Source organism: Acinetobacter calcoaceticus (assembly GCF_900520355.1).
Taxonomy (GTDB): Bacteria; Pseudomonadota; Gammaproteobacteria; order Pseudomonadales; family Moraxellaceae; genus Acinetobacter; species Acinetobacter calcoaceticus_C.
Genome location: NZ_LS999521.1, coordinates 58,519 through 75,016 on the forward strand (window position 1 = coordinate 58,519; position 16,498 = coordinate 75,016).

At 39.5% G+C, this 16,498-nt stretch carries 17 protein-coding genes and 1 pseudogene; 6 read left to right on the forward strand and 12 right to left on the reverse strand.

Annotation, left to right across the window (positions count from 1 at the left end; genetic code table 11):
* Positions 1 to 106: 106 nt before the first annotated feature.
* The 3 genes from AC2117_RS00265 to AC2117_RS00275 form a co-directional block, all read right to left on the reverse strand.
* Positions 107 to 469: an HIT family protein gene (locus AC2117_RS00265; protein WP_042895935.1), complete on the reverse strand. Its 363-nt coding sequence runs from the start codon at positions 467 to 469 to the stop codon at positions 107 to 109.
* A gap of 183 nt (positions 470 to 652) precedes the next feature.
* The gene (locus AC2117_RS00270) at positions 653 to 1,390 is read right to left on the reverse strand and encodes a dienelactone hydrolase family protein (RefSeq protein ID WP_042895933.1); all 738 of its coding nucleotides are present in this window, start codon (positions 1,388 to 1,390) and stop codon (positions 653 to 655) included.
* Positions 1,391 to 1,562: 172 nt separating this feature from the next.
* Positions 1,563 to 1,721, reverse strand: coding sequence for a DUF1328 domain-containing protein (locus tag AC2117_RS00275; protein WP_002053759.1), 159 nt, complete (start codon positions 1,719 to 1,721; stop codon positions 1,563 to 1,565).
* 193 nt (positions 1,722 to 1,914) lie between these two features.
* Between AC2117_RS00275 and AC2117_RS00280 the strand changes: the two genes are divergently transcribed.
* The 3 genes from AC2117_RS00280 to AC2117_RS00290 all read left to right on the forward strand — a co-directional run bounded on the left by AC2117_RS00280 (position 1,915) and on the right by AC2117_RS00290 (position 5,027).
* Positions 1,915 to 2,373: a YcgN family cysteine cluster protein gene (locus AC2117_RS00280; RefSeq protein WP_133971095.1), complete on the forward strand. Its 459-nt coding sequence runs from the start codon at positions 1,915 to 1,917 to the stop codon at positions 2,371 to 2,373.
* Positions 2,374 to 2,483: 110 nt separating this feature from the next.
* Positions 2,484 to 3,656 carry a PQQ-dependent sugar dehydrogenase gene (locus AC2117_RS00285; protein ID WP_197730958.1) on the forward strand — a complete coding sequence of 391 codons (1,173 nt, stop codon included), beginning with the start codon at positions 2,484 to 2,486 and terminating at the stop codon, positions 3,654 to 3,656.
* 105 nt (positions 3,657 to 3,761) lie between these two features.
* Positions 3,762 to 5,027 carry a replication-associated recombination protein A gene (locus AC2117_RS00290; protein WP_133971097.1) on the forward strand — a complete coding sequence of 422 codons (1,266 nt, stop codon included), beginning with the start codon at positions 3,762 to 3,764 and terminating at the stop codon, positions 5,025 to 5,027.
* 27 nt (positions 5,028 to 5,054) lie between these two features.
* Here AC2117_RS00290 and AC2117_RS00295 read toward each other — a convergent pair whose 3' ends face one another.
* The 4 genes from AC2117_RS00295 to dapA form a co-directional block, all read right to left on the reverse strand.
* The gene (locus AC2117_RS00295) at positions 5,055 to 5,906 is read right to left on the reverse strand and encodes a formate/nitrite transporter family protein (RefSeq protein WP_133971099.1); all 852 of its coding nucleotides are present in this window, start codon (positions 5,904 to 5,906) and stop codon (positions 5,055 to 5,057) included.
* Positions 5,907 to 6,222: 316 nt separating this feature from the next.
* A complete protein-coding gene (gene purC, locus AC2117_RS00300) occupies positions 6,223 to 6,942 on the reverse strand; it encodes a phosphoribosylaminoimidazolesuccinocarboxamide synthase (RefSeq protein ID WP_133971101.1) in 720 nt (239 codons plus the stop codon).
* A gap of 36 nt (positions 6,943 to 6,978) precedes the next feature.
* On the reverse strand, positions 6,979 to 7,584 hold the full coding sequence (locus AC2117_RS00305; RefSeq protein WP_133976107.1) for a lipoprotein-34 precursor (NlpB): 606 nt from the start codon (positions 7,582 to 7,584) through the stop codon (positions 6,979 to 6,981).
* A gap of 15 nt (positions 7,585 to 7,599) precedes the next feature.
* On the reverse strand, positions 7,600 to 8,493 hold the full coding sequence (gene dapA / locus AC2117_RS00310) for a 4-hydroxy-tetrahydrodipicolinate synthase (protein ID WP_133971103.1): 894 nt from the start codon (positions 8,491 to 8,493) through the stop codon (positions 7,600 to 7,602).
* Between the two features lie 329 nt (positions 8,494 to 8,822).
* On the opposite strand from dapA, the gene pncA reads away from it, so the two are divergent.
* Positions 8,823 to 9,467, forward strand: a complete 645-nt coding sequence (gene pncA / locus AC2117_RS00315; RefSeq protein WP_133971105.1) for a bifunctional nicotinamidase/pyrazinamidase — start codon at positions 8,823 to 8,825, stop codon at positions 9,465 to 9,467.
* 54 nt (positions 9,468 to 9,521) lie between these two features.
* The gene (locus AC2117_RS00320; protein WP_133971107.1) at positions 9,522 to 10,484 is read left to right on the forward strand and encodes a bile acid:sodium symporter family protein; all 963 of its coding nucleotides are present in this window, start codon (positions 9,522 to 9,524) and stop codon (positions 10,482 to 10,484) included.
* Positions 10,485 to 10,490: 6 nt separating this feature from the next.
* Here AC2117_RS00320 and AC2117_RS00325 read toward each other — a convergent pair.
* A pseudogene (locus AC2117_RS00325) lies at positions 10,491 to 10,962 on the reverse strand (DUF523 domain-containing protein).
* A 528-nt stretch (positions 10,963 to 11,490) separates the two neighbouring features.
* Between AC2117_RS00325 and hppD the strand changes: the two are divergent.
* Positions 11,491 to 12,546 carry a 4-hydroxyphenylpyruvate dioxygenase gene (gene hppD / locus AC2117_RS00330; protein ID WP_042895913.1) on the forward strand — a complete coding sequence of 352 codons (1,056 nt, stop codon included), beginning with the start codon at positions 11,491 to 11,493 and terminating at the stop codon, positions 12,544 to 12,546.
* 66 nt (positions 12,547 to 12,612) lie between these two features.
* On the opposite strand, the gene AC2117_RS00335 is transcribed toward hppD, so the two are convergent.
* The 4 genes from AC2117_RS00335 to fahA form a co-directional block, all read right to left on the reverse strand.
* The gene (locus tag AC2117_RS00335) at positions 12,613 to 13,392 is read right to left on the reverse strand and encodes an IclR family transcriptional regulator (RefSeq protein ID WP_133971111.1); all 780 of its coding nucleotides are present in this window, start codon (positions 13,390 to 13,392) and stop codon (positions 12,613 to 12,615) included.
* Positions 13,393 to 13,686: 294 nt separating this feature from the next.
* Positions 13,687 to 14,235 carry a VOC family protein gene (locus AC2117_RS00340; protein ID WP_133971113.1) on the reverse strand — a complete coding sequence of 183 codons (549 nt, stop codon included), beginning with the start codon at positions 14,233 to 14,235 and terminating at the stop codon, positions 13,687 to 13,689.
* A gap of 17 nt (positions 14,236 to 14,252) precedes the next feature.
* Positions 14,253 to 14,885, reverse strand: a complete 633-nt coding sequence (gene maiA / locus AC2117_RS00345; protein WP_133971115.1) for a maleylacetoacetate isomerase — start codon at positions 14,883 to 14,885, stop codon at positions 14,253 to 14,255.
* On the reverse strand, positions 14,872 to 16,179 hold the full coding sequence (fahA, locus tag AC2117_RS00350; protein WP_133971117.1) for a fumarylacetoacetase: 1,308 nt from the start codon (positions 16,177 to 16,179) through the stop codon (positions 14,872 to 14,874). Before fahA ends, maiA begins: the two co-directional genes overlap by 14 nt.
* Positions 16,180 to 16,498 lie beyond the last annotated feature (319 nt).

Consider the following 16,498-nt stretch of genomic DNA (forward strand, 5'->3'; position numbering starts at 1 on the left):
GGCTAAATTATAGCTGAAATTTTGATTAAAGCAGACAATGAACAAGAGAGTGTTAAAACAGAGATTACCTGATAATGAGCAATCTCTGTTTCAATAATAAAAAGGATTAATCCTTTTGTATGCCCCAACGTTGGTCAAGTTTCAACGGTTGGTTTTTATAGTATGGAATGACATGAATGTGGAAATGATCTGAATTTTGTCCAAACACTTCACCATCATTGAAGCTAATATGGAAACCGGCTGGTTGATGGCGAAGCTGTGTTTCATGGCGCGCAATTTCAAGAAGTGTAAGCAGGCCTTGATGTTCTTTAGAAGTGATGTCAAAAAAAGAACGAACATGGCGCAGTGGTGTTACCACACAGTGGCCTTTAGATAACGGATTAGAATCAGGTAAAATTACAGCAAATTCATTCTTATCAATGATGTCATATTCATCAAATTCGCAATACGGACATTTCTTGTCAGTCATTGTTGTATCCTCTCATGTTATTCCATTAAACCCCGAGTGCGGGAAATAAGACTAGGCTTTGCTCTAGCTCAACGGGAGTATAGTTATTGAAGTATGGTTTAAAAAATACAGTAAAAATATTGCAAAGTCATAAACATTTAAGGGAGCAAATGCGAAAAAACATTTGCTCCAAATTTGCTTCTTTTATTTTAAAGTACGATCTAACAAAGCGTACATTTTAGCAAGGCCTTGTTTTTCCGCTTCGCTATTGTAGCCAAGATCTACACCGTTCGCTTTAGCTTTTTCATCTGCAAGCGGGTTACTAAAGCCATGTTTAGCACCTTCTAAAACCACTACTTCGTGTTTAACCTCAGCAGCTTGCATCTCTTTTTCAAAATTAGCAACATCTTCTAAGGTGACCATACTGTCTAATTCACCATGTAGTACTAAAACTTCACCTTGAATGTTGCCTTTTTGAGCAGGTGCTTTAGGCGTTAATGTGCCATGGAATGTTGCAACTGCTTTCAGTGGAGCACCTGAGCGAGCGAGGTCTAACACGACTTTACCGCCATAGCAAAAACCAATAGCGGCAAGTTTTTCACTATTTACTTCTGGCTGAGCAGCTAGAGTTTGAAGCGCTGCATTGGCACGATCAGTAACTGTGTCTAAATTTTCAAATGTCTGCATCATCCATTCATAGGCTTGAGCTGCAGTCGTGGTTACTTTTTTATCGCCGTACATATCAATTGCAAGCGCAGCATAACCATGTTCGGCAAGCTCACGTGCACGTTGTTCGGTATATTCGTTACGACCCCACCACTCAGGACCAACAATCACACCCGCAACAGGTGTTTCACTATCTGGAGCCGCAAAGTAGCCAATTAAATGGCTGCCATCTGGTGCAGTATATTGAATTTCACGGGTTTTAATTGCTGTACTCATGACCTTAATCCTGAAATTTAAAGAGATTTAAACACGCTTGATTAAAGCATAAAAAGATAAAAGTGATATAAATAACTATGTAAGAATCTACATCAAAAGAAAAAGAGAAATATTTCAGCGCAATAAAAAAGAAGGAAACCAGTTCCTTCTTTTTATGGGGTGATGCTTAAACTTAAGTCCGGCCTCGGGAAATGAACCCAATTACAGCTAGAATTACAGCCACAACTAATAAAATCACGGCAAAGTCTTTAGATAGTCCTGCAACACCACCAAACCCTAATAGACTGGCAATGAGTGCAATCACTGCAAAAATTATCGCCCAACGGAACATATGTTGTTCTCCTTATTTTTTCATTGTCGTTTTACTATATAGCGTGTTTTTTGCAGCGAATGTGTCGTTTATGTGGTTGAAATGTATATTAAACAATCATTTTGTGATTCTAAAAATTTATCTTGTTTTTAGGCACGGCATACTTCAATGCTATACTTACACATTGTTTCATCTATTCAGCCGTTGAAAACTTATGTCTACCGAGACCTCACTTCGCCCATTATTTTGGAAAAATTACACGCTTGAGCAACTGACTCAGGCTGAGTGGGAAGCTTTATGTGATGGTTGCGGTTTGTGTTGTCTAGTAAAGCTTGAAGATGAAGATACCCATGAGGTGGCTTATACCAAAGTGGCGTGTAAGTTACTTGATTGCAGTACAGGAGGTTGTTCGGACTATTCCAATCGTCAGCAACAAGTACCGGATTGCTTACAGTTAACGGTTGAGTCTTTAAAAACAATTCACTGGTTGCCATCAAGTTGTGCCTATAAGCGTTTGAATGAAGGTAAAAATTTACCTTCTTGGCATTACTTGAATACAGGCTCTAGACAAAGTGTGGTGAAAGCGAAAAAGTCAGTTGCAGGACGTTGTATTTCTGAAGTTAATGTCCATGAGGATGATCTTGAAGATTATGTGGTACGTTGGGTTCGTTAATTGAATCTTCAAAAGACAGGTCTAATTACAGCGTATAATAAAGTAACACTTTTATTGTAAATTTTTTGCTCATCTCCGTTATATAACAATAAAAGCAAAAGGAGATAAAAATGATGAGACGATTAGCAGCCCCTTTATTATGTAGTAGTTTCTTATTGTTGATGGCCTGTGGCTCAAATAATACCAATTCAAAAGATCTAGAACAAAAAACCTCGGCTAAAACAGAACAATCTACTTCAGTCAAACCATCTTATCAGGTTGAAACGGTTGCACATTTTGATGAACCTTGGGCAATAACAAGTTTGCCAGATCAGCGTTTATTGGTCACTGAACGCCAAGGAAAATTAAAACTTTTTAATCCTAAAAATAAACAAATGTTGGATGTCTCTGGTATTCCAGCAGTGAATTATGGCGGACAAGGTGGATTAGGTGATGTGGTTTTACATCCTGACTTTGCCAAAAACCATTGGATTTATCTGAGCTATGCAACAAAAGGGCAAGGAGGATCTGGTGCCGTTATTTCACGCGTGAAACTAGATTTATCTAACCCCAATCAGCCAAAACTTACAGATGTGAAGCAGATTTGGCAGCAAGTACCCAAAGTTTCAGGTCAAGGCCATTATGGGCACCGAATGCTTTTTGGGACGGATGGAAAACTTTGGGTGAGTTCAGGTGAGCGACAAAAGTTTGATCCCGCCCAAAACATGAAAAGCAATTTAGGTAAAATCTTGCGCTTAAATGAGGATGGTACAGCAGCCGTAGGTAACCCTTTTTATAAGCAAGGCGGGGTCACTGCTGAAATATGGTCACTGGGACACCGTAATCCGTTAGGAATGGCCTTTGATGCTCAAGGACAACTATGGGTGGTTGAGATGGGACCTAAAGGTGGTGATGAGCTTAATCTCATCGTAAAAGGTGAAAATTATGGTTATCCAATCGTTTCAAATGGAGACCACTATTCGGGTCAACCTATTCCAGATCATCACACCCATCCAGAGTTTAAAGCGCCTGAAATTGACTGGACTCCTGTAATTTCTCCATCGAGTCTTATTATCTATCGTGGTCAGCAATTTCCTGCTTGGCAAAATAAGGCTTTAATTGGAGGCTTATCTTCCGAAGCAATTATTGTTGTGGATTTACAGCATAAACCTGTGAAAGAAGTGCAAAGACTAGATATGAAGCAACGTATTCGTGGTTTGCATGAAGCACAAGACGGTTCGATTTGGGTCATTGAAGATGGTTCAAAGGCACGCTTACTTAAGCTGAGTAAGAAAGCATCTTAATGTGACAAAACAGCCTGCAAATAAAGGTCGTGTCTCATAGATACAAATTGTAGATTTCTGTGAGACACAATAGACTATAGATAAAAGACGATAAAGCTATTTGAAATGTCAGACACCCATATTCCACTTCCCGAACGCCTACGCCCGAGAGACTTGTCTGAAATTATTGGGCAAGATCATTTATTAGGTGAAAACGCGCCTCTGCGTCAAATGATTGATCAGGGACATTTACCTTCTATTATTTTTTGGGGGCCACCGGGCGTTGGTAAAACAACAATTGCTTTGCTGTTAGCTCAGGCGATAGACCGACCATTTGTGAGCTTATCTGCGCTGAATACGGGTGTGAAAGAATTACGTGAAATCATTGCGGAAAGTGGTGATTTACTGACCCCTGTAGTTTTTATTGATGAAATTCATCGATTTAATAAATCACAGCAAGATGCTTTATTGGGTGCAGTTGAAAAAGGAAAAATTACCTTAGTTGGAGCGACCACCGAAAACCCGTCTTTTGAGGTGAATAGTGCGCTTTTATCACGCTGTCAGGTTTATACCTTAAACAGTTTAGACAGTGAAGCGATCCAGACGCTCATTAATAATGCACTTCAAGCCGATAAATTCTTAAAAGAACGCTATATTCATATTGAAGAATATGATGCACTTATTCAATTCGCTGCAGGTGATGCCCGTAAGGCACTGAATTTACTTGACCTGATTGCCAGTACATTTGAACCAGAGATTGAAAACACGATTACCAATGCTGTGGTAGTGAAAGTAGCGCAGCAAAATATTGCACGTTATGACAAATCTGGGGAGCAGCATTACGATTTAGTTTCTGCATTTATTAAATCGATTCGGGGCAGTGATCCAGATGCAACTCTGTATTGGATGGCACGTATGCTCAAAGGCGGTGAAGATCCAGTTTTTATTGCCAGACGTATGCTCATTTCAGCCTCTGAAGACATTGGAAACTCTAACCCGAATGCGCTATTACTTGCAGGTGAGTGTTTCCGCTCTGTACAAGCTGTGGGTATGCCTGAGGCGCGAATTATTCTAGGCCAAACAGCGGTTTATTTAGCAACGAGTGCAAAAAGTAATAGTACTTATTTAGCGATTAATAAGGCCTTGGAACTTGCTGAAAAAACGGCAAATTTACCTGTGCCTTTGCATTTGAGAAATGCACCAACCAAGCTTATGAAACAACAGGGTTATGGAATTAACTATCTCTATCCTCACGATTACCCTGAACACTTTGTGCTGCAAGACTATTTGCCGCCAGAGTTAAAGGGAACCAAGGTTTATGAGTCTGCGAGAAACAAGCGTGAAGTTGAAGGTGAGCGCTTGCAGCAACGCAGATGGCAGCAGGAACAGTAATAACCTATTCGTTGTATCAAGCTACACCTAACGATGATCATGTTGTTCCAGTTCTTCAGTCACCTGACCATAAATCAGTAGCGTGAACACGCCTGTACCACCAATAATATTGCCAATGGTGGTGGGGACTAGAAAAGTAAACAGATATTCATTAATGGAAGCCTCTCCTTGCCAGACGAGATAGGACATTTCTGTAGAACCAACCACTACATGGGTAAAATCACCCAGTCCTATTAGGTAAGTCATGAAAAAGATGAGCAGGAATTTATTGCTGACTGAGGGCAACATCCAGACTAATGCGGCAATTAACAGCCCTGACATAATACCTTTGAGCATGTTCTGGGTTGCAGAAAAGGAACCTACATGATGGGCGAGTTCATCGAGTGCTTGGTCAATACCGGGAGTAAACAGGTGAGTCGTTAGGAAAAATAAACTCGCCAAACCTGTTCCAATGATATTGCATAGAATCACAATCCCCCATAAGCGACCTACTGCTCGTAATTTATCCAAGGTAAAGGGTTTGAATAAAGGTACAACTGTAGTGATGGTATTCTCGGTAAAGAGCTGCATGTGACCCAAAATAGCGATCAGGAAACCAATGGTATAACCGATATTGGTGATTAAATCGGCCCAGATCGCATCAGCCGGAATATAAGATGCGATAATCGCTTTAAATACAAATGAAAAACTGATGACCAAACCCGCGGCAATTCCTGAAAAGATCAGTGCGGCGGTTGGTCGATCCAATTCCTCGGCACCATCACGGCGAATAATTTCATAGACTAGTCGGGGTGAAAGTTTCTCATGTTCTTCAACCGCTATTTTTTCACGCCAGCTTAAGGTTTGATCGACTTTTTCTTCCTCTATTTTATGATCCATTTGGTTTACTCCCTGAATAAATATTTTATATTTCTCGTTTTTATTTATTGTTAAAGCAGTGTTCAGAATAAATCCAGTCTATTCCTAACAGCTTTCTGTATTTTTTTATAAGTTGAATCATACTGTGACAGAAAAGAAGCAAAATATTGCATGAATAAGAGCAATCAGTCAGATGAAATACCAGTTAGAAGGGAAGATTAAGCAATTCGTGTGCTAATTTATTTTAATAGGCAAATCTATCTACATTATTTATTTTCTAAAACAACTGATGTAAAAAAACCGGGCTAAAGCCCGGTTTTTCATGAAGTTTGAACGATCAGATAGCAGATAAATCTACGCCTAAACGAGCAGCAACTTCTTCATAAGCTTCAACAACACCACCTAAACCTTGACGGAAACGGTCTTTGTCGAGTTTCTTCTTAGAGTCTTTGTCCCATAGACGGCAGCCGTCTGGAGAGAATTCATCACCAAGCACAATACGGTCATGGAAAACACCGAATTCAAGCTTGAAGTCCACCAAAATCATGTTACCTTCAGCAAATAATGCTTTTAATACATCGTTTACTTGGTAAGTTAACACTTTCATTTGCTCTAATTGTTCAGCAGTCGCCCAACCTAAAGCAATCGCTTGAGATTCGTTAACCATTGGGTCGCCTAGACCGTCATCTTTATAGAACAATTCAAATGTAGGAGGAGTTAACTCTTTACCTTCTTCTACACCTAAACGACGGCATAAAGAACCAGCTGCGTAGTTACGAATTACGCATTCAACAGGAATCATTTGAAGTTTTTTAACAAGTACTTCAGTTGGAGAAAGCAATTTTTCAAAATGCGTTTCAATACCCGCAGCAGCAAGTTTTTCCATGATGAAGGCGTTAAAAAGGTTGTTCACCTTGCCTTTACGATCTAGCTGTTCGATTTTTTCGCCGTTGAACGCAGAGGCATCATCACGAAAGACTAAAATCAGATGGTCGGCATTGTCTGTTTCATATACAGATTTTGCTTTACCAGTATAGAGCAAGGTTTGTTTTAACATGAGGGAACCTTTTAAAAAAAAATGCCTAGTAAATGACTAGGCTGGCCAATTTTGGTAAATCTGGTTTAACACTTCAGCCGCCACATCTGGGCTTGCGAAAGTGTTGTCTACATTAAATAGAGCAAGAGTATGACTAGAACCCACACCAGTCAGCTTAAGCACATAAGTATTGTCATTTACTTTAATTGTCGCCTGATTGCTGTCTTGAGCGATGATGTTGTAATTTAAAGTACTTAATGTCGCTTTGGCGTATTGCCAGATCTCGGTTGTATTCCCATCAATTTTTAACAATGGGTTTTTATTACCGTCGGTCACAAGCTGAGGGCGTCCAAGCGCAGTAGTCGTTTGAGCAGATGCATCTGCTGTTGCATTGCTGCCCTGTGTTTGTTCAGGGCGTGGCAATGCAAAACGGTTACCACGCTCGTTTTCAAACTTCGGCGCGTGCTCGATAGCGAGCTGGTCTACAGTTGGGGCAGGATACAAAGGTGTCGCTGGTCGTACAGTTGCATCGGCAGGATACTCAAGCGGGGCAAGTTGCTTGGCATTTTTATAATCTAAAGAGTGATTATTAATTGCGAAGCGACCACAACCAGCTAAACTCAAGGCTGAAACTGCAAGGACTAAACCAAGACGTAATTGCATCATAAATTGCTCTTATTAAATAATTCCCGCATCTTTTAGGGCATTGCGGAGAGGTTCGCGATATTGCTCAGCGAGAGGAGTGAGTGGTAAACGAATACCAGTATCAATCAGTCCCATCTCATGTAGTGCCCATTTCACAGGAATTGGGTTTGATTCGCAAAATAGAATATTGTGTAAATTTGCAATCTTATTGTTAATCGTCTTCGCTTGTTGTTCATCTTTGGCAATCGCAACAGCACATACTTCGCTCATTACTTTAGGCGCAACATTTGCTGTAACAGAGATATTACCGTCTGCACCAAGAAGCATAAGTTCCCATGCAGTCTCATCATCACCTGAATATACAGCCATCTTGCCGTTTAAAGCCTCAATTAAAGCTTTACCACGAGGTACATCACCTGTTGCATCTTTAATGCCGACAATATTAGGGATCTCTGCTAAACGTACAGCTGTATCGTTTGCAAGATCTACACCCGTACGGCCAGGTACGTTATAAAGAATAAGTGGTAATTCTACGGCTTCAGCAATCGCTTTATAGTGTTGGTAGAGGCCTTCTTGAGTTGGCTTATTATAATATGGAGTAACAAGTAAGGCTGCATTTGCGCCTAAATCTTTGGCAGCTTTTGTTAATTCGATTGCTTCGCGGGTTGAGTTTGCACCAGTACCGGCAATAATTGGAATACGTTTATTGGCTACACGAATAATTTCTTTAATAACCTGTGTGTGCTCTTCCATGCTCAATGTTGAGGCTTCGCCGGTAGTACCGACGGCTACAATACTGTTTGTACCTTGTTCTATGTGCCACTCAACCAGCTTCTCAAGACCCTTCCAATCTACACCACCATCTTTCAACATTGGTGTGACGATTGCGACGATTGAGCCTTGAATGGTCTGTGCTTGCTGAGTCATTTTTAAAAATATCCTATTTATCCATCCGAATCTGAGGTAAGAAAAACAAAATGTGGGATGGTTGCAGTATTTTGATTGTCCAGTTCTAACAATAACAGATTGTTGAATGACAATTATGCAAATTATGACTGATCAGACGCATAAGAACAATACGCCTAATGGATAATCGCTAGGTAAACTTGAGGAAAAGATAGGATGTTCTCATTATTGCAGGGGTGAGAAGGGCTAGTAAATATAACAATACAGCTTGATTCAACTGAGCCTTACTTAATATCGGCTTTTTTTATGGCAAGATAGGATGCAATTCCCCGATTGGGATTGAAGATGACATGAAAATGAATAAACAACCACAAAATGCGGCTTTAATCGTAGTTGATGTACAAAATGGTTTCACACCGGGTGGAAATTTAGCAGTTGCCGATGCCGATACAATTATTCCAACGATTAACCAACTTGCTGATTGTTTTGAAAATGTTGTTCTAACGCAAGACTGGCATCCAGATCATCATATTTCTTTTGCAGAAAATCATGAAAATAAGCAACCATTTGAAACCATTGAACTCGACTATGGACTGCAAGTGCTTTGGCCTAAGCATTGTGTACAGGGTACTAAAGATGCCGAGTTTCATCCTGATTTAAATATTCCGAAAGCTCAACTCATTATTCGAAAGGGCTTTCATGCTCATATTGATAGCTACTCGGCTTTTATGGAAGCAGATCAGTCCACAATGACTGGTTTAACCAGTTACTTAAAAGAGCGTGGTATTGATACGGTATATGTGGTCGGAATTGCCACGGACTTTTGTGTGGCGTGGACCGCTTTAGATGCAGTAAAACAAGGTTTTAAAACTTTAGTGGTTGAAGATGCTTGTAAGGGGATAAACCTAAATGGTTCGCTAGAACAAGCGTGGCAAACCATGCAGCAACAAGGTGTTGCCCGTATTCAATCTAGTGATTTGCTGAGTGAGCGCTAAATTTATTGGTCTCGTGTTTTGACTTTGATGTTTTAATTTTTAGGGAACGAAAATATGTCTGCATTCCTGCGCTTTACCCAATTTATTCAAAAAACTTTTGCCCTATGGGTCATTGTTTTTGCCGCATTAGCGCTATGGCAGCCTGATTTTTTTGTCTGGATGAAAGCGTACATTCCATGGATTTTGGGCATTATTATGCTTGGTATGGGAATGACCATGACCATCGATGATTTTAAAGGGGTATTACAAAGCCCTAAAGCGGTGTTGATTGGAGTAGTGGCGCAGTTTGTGGTGATGCCCGGTTTGGCATACGGTTTGTGTAAATTATTTAATTTGCCTCCTGAAATTGCGGTTGGTGTCATTTTAGTGGGATGTTGCCCCGGTGGAACGGCTTCGAATGTGATTACCTATATGGCTAAAGGCAATGTGGCTTTATCGGTGGCCTGTACTTCAGTTTCAACACTTTTAGCACCTATTTTAACGCCCGCTATTTTTTATTTGCTTGCTAGTCAGTGGCTAAAAATTGATGCAGCTTCGATGTTCGTTTCAATTTTGCAGGTGGTATTACTTCCTATCGTGATTGGTCTGATTTTAAGAACATGGCTAAAACGTCAGGTCGAGTCCTATATTCAAGTCATGCCTTTAGTTTCAGTCATTGCAATTGTAGCGATTGTTGCAGCCATTATTGGTGGGAGTAAAGCGGCCATTCTACAGTCGGGTTTGCTCATTTTAGCTGTTGTAATATTGCATAATGGATTGGGATATTTGTTAGGATTTACCGCAGCACGGTTCTTTAAATTACCTTATGCAGATAGTAAGGCAATTGCGGTTGAGGTGGGTATGCAGAACTCGGGCTTAGGTGTTGCTCTCGCAGCAGTACATTTTGCGGCTTCTCCGATTACGGCAGTGCCAAGTGCTATTTTTAGTCTTTGGCATAATATTTCTGGCCCAGCACTTGCGACTTATTGGGCGAGCCGTAAAGATGTAAATGAAGTAGCTAAAATTAAAGCTGAGTAGCTATATTTAAATTGGATTGGTGGCTAACCAATCTTCAATTTCATTTTTCAGAAATAACTTCAAAACCATGGCGCTGTAAAAGTGCTGTGGTGACTCCAGTTCCAACAACTTTTTCGCCTTGAAACGTACCGTTATAAATTTTTTGACTACCACAAGAAGGGCTATTTTCTTTTAAAACCACGCAGGTTGCTTTTATTTGCTGAGCAATTTCTAAAGTACGGTAGGCGCCTTTCAAATAAAGCCGAGTCACATCTAAACCAGATGAATCAGTAATTTTCGCTTTGCCATCGAGCACATCTTGTCCCGTTCCTCCCACAATTTCTGCGGGTAAGCGCGGCGTGGTAAAACCACCTAATAACTCTGGGCAAAGTGTATGGGCTTTTTTATCAAGAAGAAGCTGCTTAAGCTTACCATGCAGACAAGATCGCCCATCGTAACGAACAGGTTCACCAATTAAACATGCGCTGACTAAAAGCATAGTTTTCCAAACCCAAAGCAAGTGAGGTTTTTTGAAGATAAAGAATCATAAACAGAATATGAAATATGACAATTCATTTTAAAAACAGACAAATTAAAAGATTACTAAAATTATGCAATTCATAATTAAGTTATGTATTGCATAATTTAATTGTTTTTAGTAGCATCTAATTCAAGGTAAATGGCCATTGGAGATCCAACAAGGATGTTGGTCTCCATAAATCTATAAATGATTTTTAGGAAAAGACGATTTTTAAGGGTTTAGTGAAAAATCTCAATCGTACTTTTAGATAAGAAAGGACAGTGTGTATGGAAAACAAACACCAAATGGAACGGGAATTAATCATCAAAAGCTTCACGCTCATCATATCTTCGTTTTAGTAATTCGTTTTTTTCTCATAGGATGCGTTGGGTTAAGGCATTTTGACGGTTCAAATACTCCCCAATCAATACGTATTCTATAGAGAAAGGAGCTGAGTTGATCAGCAATAGAGATAAACGGAACAGGTAATCACCAGAGGGAAACTAGATGGATATTTTAGAGAACCCATTAGAATTATGCGGTTTTGCATTTATTGAGTTTGTTTCAAAAGAAAATGAATTAGATCCAGTTTTTGAAACAATCGGCTTTTCAAAAGTAGCCAAACATAGATCGAAAGAAGCGTACTTATGGCGTCAAGGAAATATCAATATTATCCTGAATTATCAGCCAGAATCTTATGCTTCATTCTTCTTTAATGAACATGGCCCATCAGCATGTGCAATGGGTTTTAAAACACGTGATGCAGCAAAAGCTTTCCAAAAAGCAGTAGAGCTTGGTGCTGAACCGATGTATTCAAAAGTTGGGCCAATGGAGCTTAACATTCCGGCAATTAAAGGTATTGGTGGTATGCCAATCTTTTTAGTTGACCGTGATATTTATGAAAACGACTTTGTTTTCTTTGATGACGCGCAAAGACATCCAGTGGGTGCAGGCTTAAACGAAATTGACCATTTAACTCATAATGTCTACAAAGGCCGTATGGAGTATTGGGCAAATTTCTATGAAAAAATCTTTAACTTCCAAGAAATTCGCTACTTTGATATTAAAGGCGAATATACAGGCTTAACGTCTAAAGCATTAACAGCGCCAGACGGCATGATCCGTATTCCATTAAACGAAGATTCGGACAAAGGAAACGGCCAAATTGCAGAGTTCCTGTCTGACTTTAATGGCGAAGGGATTCAGCATATCGCGTTTATTTGTGACGACTTAATTTCGACTTGGGATAAGTTAAAAGGCTTAGGTCTGAAATTTATGACACCGCCACCAAATACGTATTATGAAATGCTACCAGAACGTTTACCTGAGCATGGTGAGCCGACTGACGAGTTAAAACAGCGTGGTATTTTGTTAGACGGCAATACTAAAGATGGTCAGAAGAAACTGTTATTGCAAATTTTCTCTGAAAACATGATTGGTCCAGTCTTCTTCGAATTTATTCAACGTAAAGATGATGATGGTTTTGGTGAAGGTAACTTCAAGGCGTTATTTGAGTCGATTGAACGTGACCAGATTCGCCGTGGTGTTCTAGAAACTAAATAAGCTGAGCTTTGTTTCTGATCTAAAAAAACCAAGAGTTTGATCTCTTGGTTTTTTTATGGCTGTTAATTAGCGACTTTTAATATATTGATTGATGAGCTTCACTTCATTTTTTAATATTTCAATCGTTTTACTTTGTGGGTCAACTGGTAAAAACATTTCGCTATCAAGCGCAACAATACAAAACTCGATGCTCTGATTCGAGTTGAACACAGGCAAACCAACAGCGTTAATGCCTGTCAATAAATCACCTTTTGCTGCCGACATTTCTTGCTGGCGAATGGTTTCTTTGAGCTCGGTAAATGCGTGCCAGTTTTGTGGCGCAATGTGCAGACCAAGTTCTTGATGCTTTTGCCATTCTGCTTCCATTAATGGACGAACAAAATGCTCAGGAAGGTAAGAAGCAAATAGGCGTCCTGCAGCAGAATTGACTAAAGGCATAATCGAGCCGACTTTAGTAACAATCGAAATAGGGTGGTTAGATTCAATAGATTGAACAACCACAGGGCCTTTCGGTGACCATTTACTGATTTGTATGCCGCAACCAATTTTGTTTTGTAGGTCGTAAATTAAATGCTGTACCAGTTGTAGGGTGTCGCTATGCTGAACACAGTTTAGACCTAAGCGCCATGCTTGATCGCCTAAAGCATATTGACCATCATCAAGCTGTTTTGCATATTCCATGCGAATAAGGCTGACCAAATAGCGGTGTACCTTAGCAGGGTGCATTTCTAGCTTACTGGACAGGTCTTTGAGAATAATAGGTTGATTGTGTTCTAAAAGAGCATTTAGTACAGATAAACCGACTTCAAGTGATTGAACCCCCCCAGATACTTTTTCTTCAATCATTTAAATACCCTTAATAAATTTACTTCAACTGTTAAACAGTGATGTTCAAAACATAAATTGAAATTGCTGCGTTTTACATCATGCCTGAGCCTATTGAAAAATAGAAATCACCTTTTTCTATTAGCGAAATTGACATGTTTAATAATCAACAATTTTCGAAAATCAAATTGCTCTCATTTATAGCGCAATTTTCTAGCAATTTAGCAGATTTAAATAATATAAATCGGCATTGATATAGAACAGTTCATGCAAACCATTCTAATCAATGCCGACTTTTTAGATCGATCTTTAAAATTAGGTTCCTAACTCTGCTTCATGTAAGAAATGTGTGTGGTGAGGCGCGCGTTTAGTTTTGCTCCATTCCTCTAACATTTCTGCTTTCATCTCTTCAGTAATTTTTGCAATTTTTTCTTCAGCGCGTACATCGTTATAAGTAAGTTCTAAACGGTGTCCATTTGGGTCAAAGAAGTAAATTGAGTGGAAAATACCATGATTGGTTACACCTAAAACTTTCACACCATTTTCTTCTAAATGTTGCTTCGCAGCCATCAGCGCATTTACATCTTCGACTTCAAAAGCAATATGCTGTACCCATTGAGGGGTATTTTCGTCTCGGCCCATTTCTGGTTGAGTTGGCAATTCAAAAAATGCCAAAACGTTGCCTTGACCTGCATCTAAGAATAAGTGCATATATGGGTCAAAGGCTTTAGTGGAAGGCACATGGTCTTCTGCAAAAGCTAAAATGAAGTCCATGTTGAGCATTTTTTTATACCACTCAACAGTTTCTTTCGCATCCTTACAACGATATGCAACGTGATGTATTTTTTTAATGGCAAATGTCATGTTAAAACTCCTTTTTACTATTCCCAATCTGGTTGTTGTTCTGGCGCCGCGTTATAAAAGGCTGGGATAGACAAACAATGGTGATAAATCGATTCAATTTTTGGAAACGCAGATAAATCAATCTTGAAGCGTTTCGCGTTGTAAATCTGTGGAATCAGGCAGCAATCGGCAATTGTTGCTTCATGTCCAAAGCAAAATTGGCCATTTGAATTTTGTAGTTGCTGTTCCAGATTTTGAAATCCTTCAAGAATCCAGTGCTGATACCAATAATTTTTTTGCTCATCTGAAACATTTAACTCATTTTTTAAATATTTCAGTACGCGCAGGTTATTTAATGGGTGCATATCGCAGGCAATCACTTGTGCAAAAGCACGGACTTTGGCTCTCTCTTGCACATCTCTTGGCAGTAATTTGGTTTCTGGATATTGTTCATCCAGATATTCCAAAATACTTAACGATTGAGACAAGGTTAAATCGCCGTCAATTAAAGTCGGGACTAGAGCACTGCGGTTTAACTTTAAATAGTCTTCACTTCGCTGTTCGTTTTTTACTAGATGTACCGGAACAGTTTCATAAGCTAAACCTTTAATGTTTAGACCAATCCGTACTCTGTAGGCTGCAGAGCTACGAAAGTAACTATACAGCTTCATAGTCAGGCTCCGAAGTTTCTGCAAAATCGAACGTTAATGCAGGAAGAACTGTATTTTTCACTTCACCAAAGCCGATTCGGATCCCATTTTTTTCACAGTGACCTTTCATAATGAGCGTATCGCCGTCTTGTAAGAAACCACGAGTTTCACCGTTGGCAAGTGTCAGTGGTTTAGTCGTGTTCCACGTAAGCTCAAGCAAACTGCCATACGAATCCGGTGTGGAACCTGAAATGGTGCCTGAGCCCATCAAGTCACCAACCTGAACATTACAGCCTGCAATAGTGTGGTGAGTGAGCTGTTGAGACATAGACCAATACATATATTTAAAATTGGTTTTGCAGATCACGTCGCTTTGTGTCGATTTCGGCGTTTGAATTTCAACACTCAAATTAATGTCGTAACTATTAGCGACATTTTCTTGTAAATAGCCCATTGGCTTCGGGTCTTGTTGAGGCCCTTTAACCTTAAATGGCTCAAGAGCTTCAAGTGTCACGACCCAAGGAGAAATCGAACTTGCAAAAGTTTTTGCGTTAAATGGTCCAAGTGGAACATATTCCCATTGCTGGATATCGCGTGCTGACCAATCGTTTAGCAAAACCATTCCAAAAATATGATCCCAAGCATTTTCAATCGCGATTGGCTGACCGAGCTCTGTTGGTTTACCCACAATAAATGCCGTTTCAAGTTCAAAATCGAGTTTACGGGTTGCCGAGAAAACAGGGCGTTCTTCATTTGGAAGCTTAATTTGACCAGATGGGCGAACAATGTTGGTACCACTTACCACAACAGAGCTGGCACGACCATTGTAACCAACTGGTAGTTCGCTCCAGTTTGGAAGTAAGGCATTTTTTGGATCGCGGAACATAGAACCCACATTGGTCGCATGTTCTTTAGAAGAGTAGAAATCGGTATAACCAGGTACTTGAATTGGTAAATGCAAAGTAACGCTGTCTTGCTTAACCAGAACTTCCTGACGTAATGCTTCATTTTGTTGAAGCGCTAAATTATCAGCCGAGAGAAGAGACTGTAGTGTCTTACGCACTTTTGACCAGTTTGCTTTACCAGACTCAATAAATTTATTCAGTGTCGGTTGATTAAAGTAAGTGTCTTGATCTGAAATTTTTAAAAGACCGTGCTTTTCAAGAGCAGCTAGATCAATGACCCAATCACCAATAGCTACACCCACTTGGCGTTCGCTTTCGGCAGTTCTGCTAAAAATACCATAAGGTAAATTATGAATAGTGAAATCAGATTGAGGTGAAACTTCAATAAAAGAATTTAGTTTTTGTTCCATTTTCGCGTCCTTGTCTTCATCTCAGGTCTTATATAAATAAAAGTTCGGTCTAGGACTGAGCTACTCAATAAGTTTTTTAACCTTTATTTAGATCAACTTTTGTCTTATGAGTTTGATATAGACCGAGCACAACCAATTGCTTCATGTCCTTATAATACTGAATTCATAAAATTACGCAATACATAATTTGATTACACATTTCATAATAATTGTCATTTCTTATATTTTCTGTTTTCATTCGCGGTCATGAGAAAAGTCACGCAATTATTTTTTCATGAATCTCTATGAAAGTTTGATTAATTTATGATATACGTAATTT

What these genes read in the sequence shown, in the direction of transcription:
- AC2117_RS00295 (WP_133971099.1), bottom strand. Translation starts at nt 5,906, where the DNA reads ATGGATCATAAAATAGAGGAAGAAAAAGTCGATCAAACCTTAAGCTGG.
- maiA (WP_133971115.1), bottom strand. Translation starts at nt 14,885, where the DNA reads ATGAAGCTGTATAGTTACTTTCGTAGCTCTGCAGCCTACAGAGTACGG.
- hppD (WP_042895913.1), top strand. Translation starts at nt 11,491, where the DNA reads ATGGATATTTTAGAGAACCCATTAGAATTATGCGGTTTTGCATTTATT.
- AC2117_RS00340 (WP_133971113.1), bottom strand. Translation starts at nt 14,235, where the DNA reads ATGACATTTGCCATTAAAAAAATACATCACGTTGCATATCGTTGTAAG.
- fahA (WP_133971117.1), bottom strand. Translation starts at nt 16,179, where the DNA reads ATGGAACAAAAACTAAATTCTTTTATTGAAGTTTCACCTCAATCTGAT.
- purC (WP_133971101.1), bottom strand. Translation starts at nt 6,942, where the DNA reads ATGTTAAAACAAACCTTGCTCTATACTGGTAAAGCAAAATCTGTATAT.
- AC2117_RS00290 (WP_133971097.1), top strand. Translation starts at nt 3,762, where the DNA reads ATGTCAGACACCCATATTCCACTTCCCGAACGCCTACGCCCGAGAGAC.
- dapA (WP_133971103.1), bottom strand. Translation starts at nt 8,493, where the DNA reads ATGACTCAGCAAGCACAGACCATTCAAGGCTCAATCGTCGCAATCGTC.
- AC2117_RS00335 (WP_133971111.1), bottom strand. Translation starts at nt 13,392, where the DNA reads ATGATTGAAGAAAAAGTATCTGGGGGGGTTCAATCACTTGAAGTCGGT.
- AC2117_RS00280 (WP_133971095.1), top strand. Translation starts at nt 1,915, where the DNA reads ATGTCTACCGAGACCTCACTTCGCCCATTATTTTGGAAAAATTACACG.
- AC2117_RS00285 (WP_197730958.1), top strand. Translation starts at nt 2,484, where the DNA reads ATGATGAGACGATTAGCAGCCCCTTTATTATGTAGTAGTTTCTTATTG.
- AC2117_RS00270 (WP_042895933.1), bottom strand. Translation starts at nt 1,390, where the DNA reads ATGAGTACAGCAATTAAAACCCGTGAAATTCAATATACTGCACCAGAT.
- AC2117_RS00265 (WP_042895935.1), bottom strand. Translation starts at nt 469, where the DNA reads ATGACTGACAAGAAATGTCCGTATTGCGAATTTGATGAATATGACATC.
- AC2117_RS00320 (WP_133971107.1), top strand. Translation starts at nt 9,522, where the DNA reads ATGTCTGCATTCCTGCGCTTTACCCAATTTATTCAAAAAACTTTTGCC.
- AC2117_RS00275 (WP_002053759.1), bottom strand. Translation starts at nt 1,721, where the DNA reads ATGTTCCGTTGGGCGATAATTTTTGCAGTGATTGCACTCATTGCCAGT.
- AC2117_RS00305 (WP_133976107.1), bottom strand. Translation starts at nt 7,584, where the DNA reads ATGCAATTACGTCTTGGTTTAGTCCTTGCAGTTTCAGCCTTGAGTTTA.
- pncA (WP_133971105.1), top strand. Translation starts at nt 8,823, where the DNA reads ATGAAAATGAATAAACAACCACAAAATGCGGCTTTAATCGTAGTTGAT.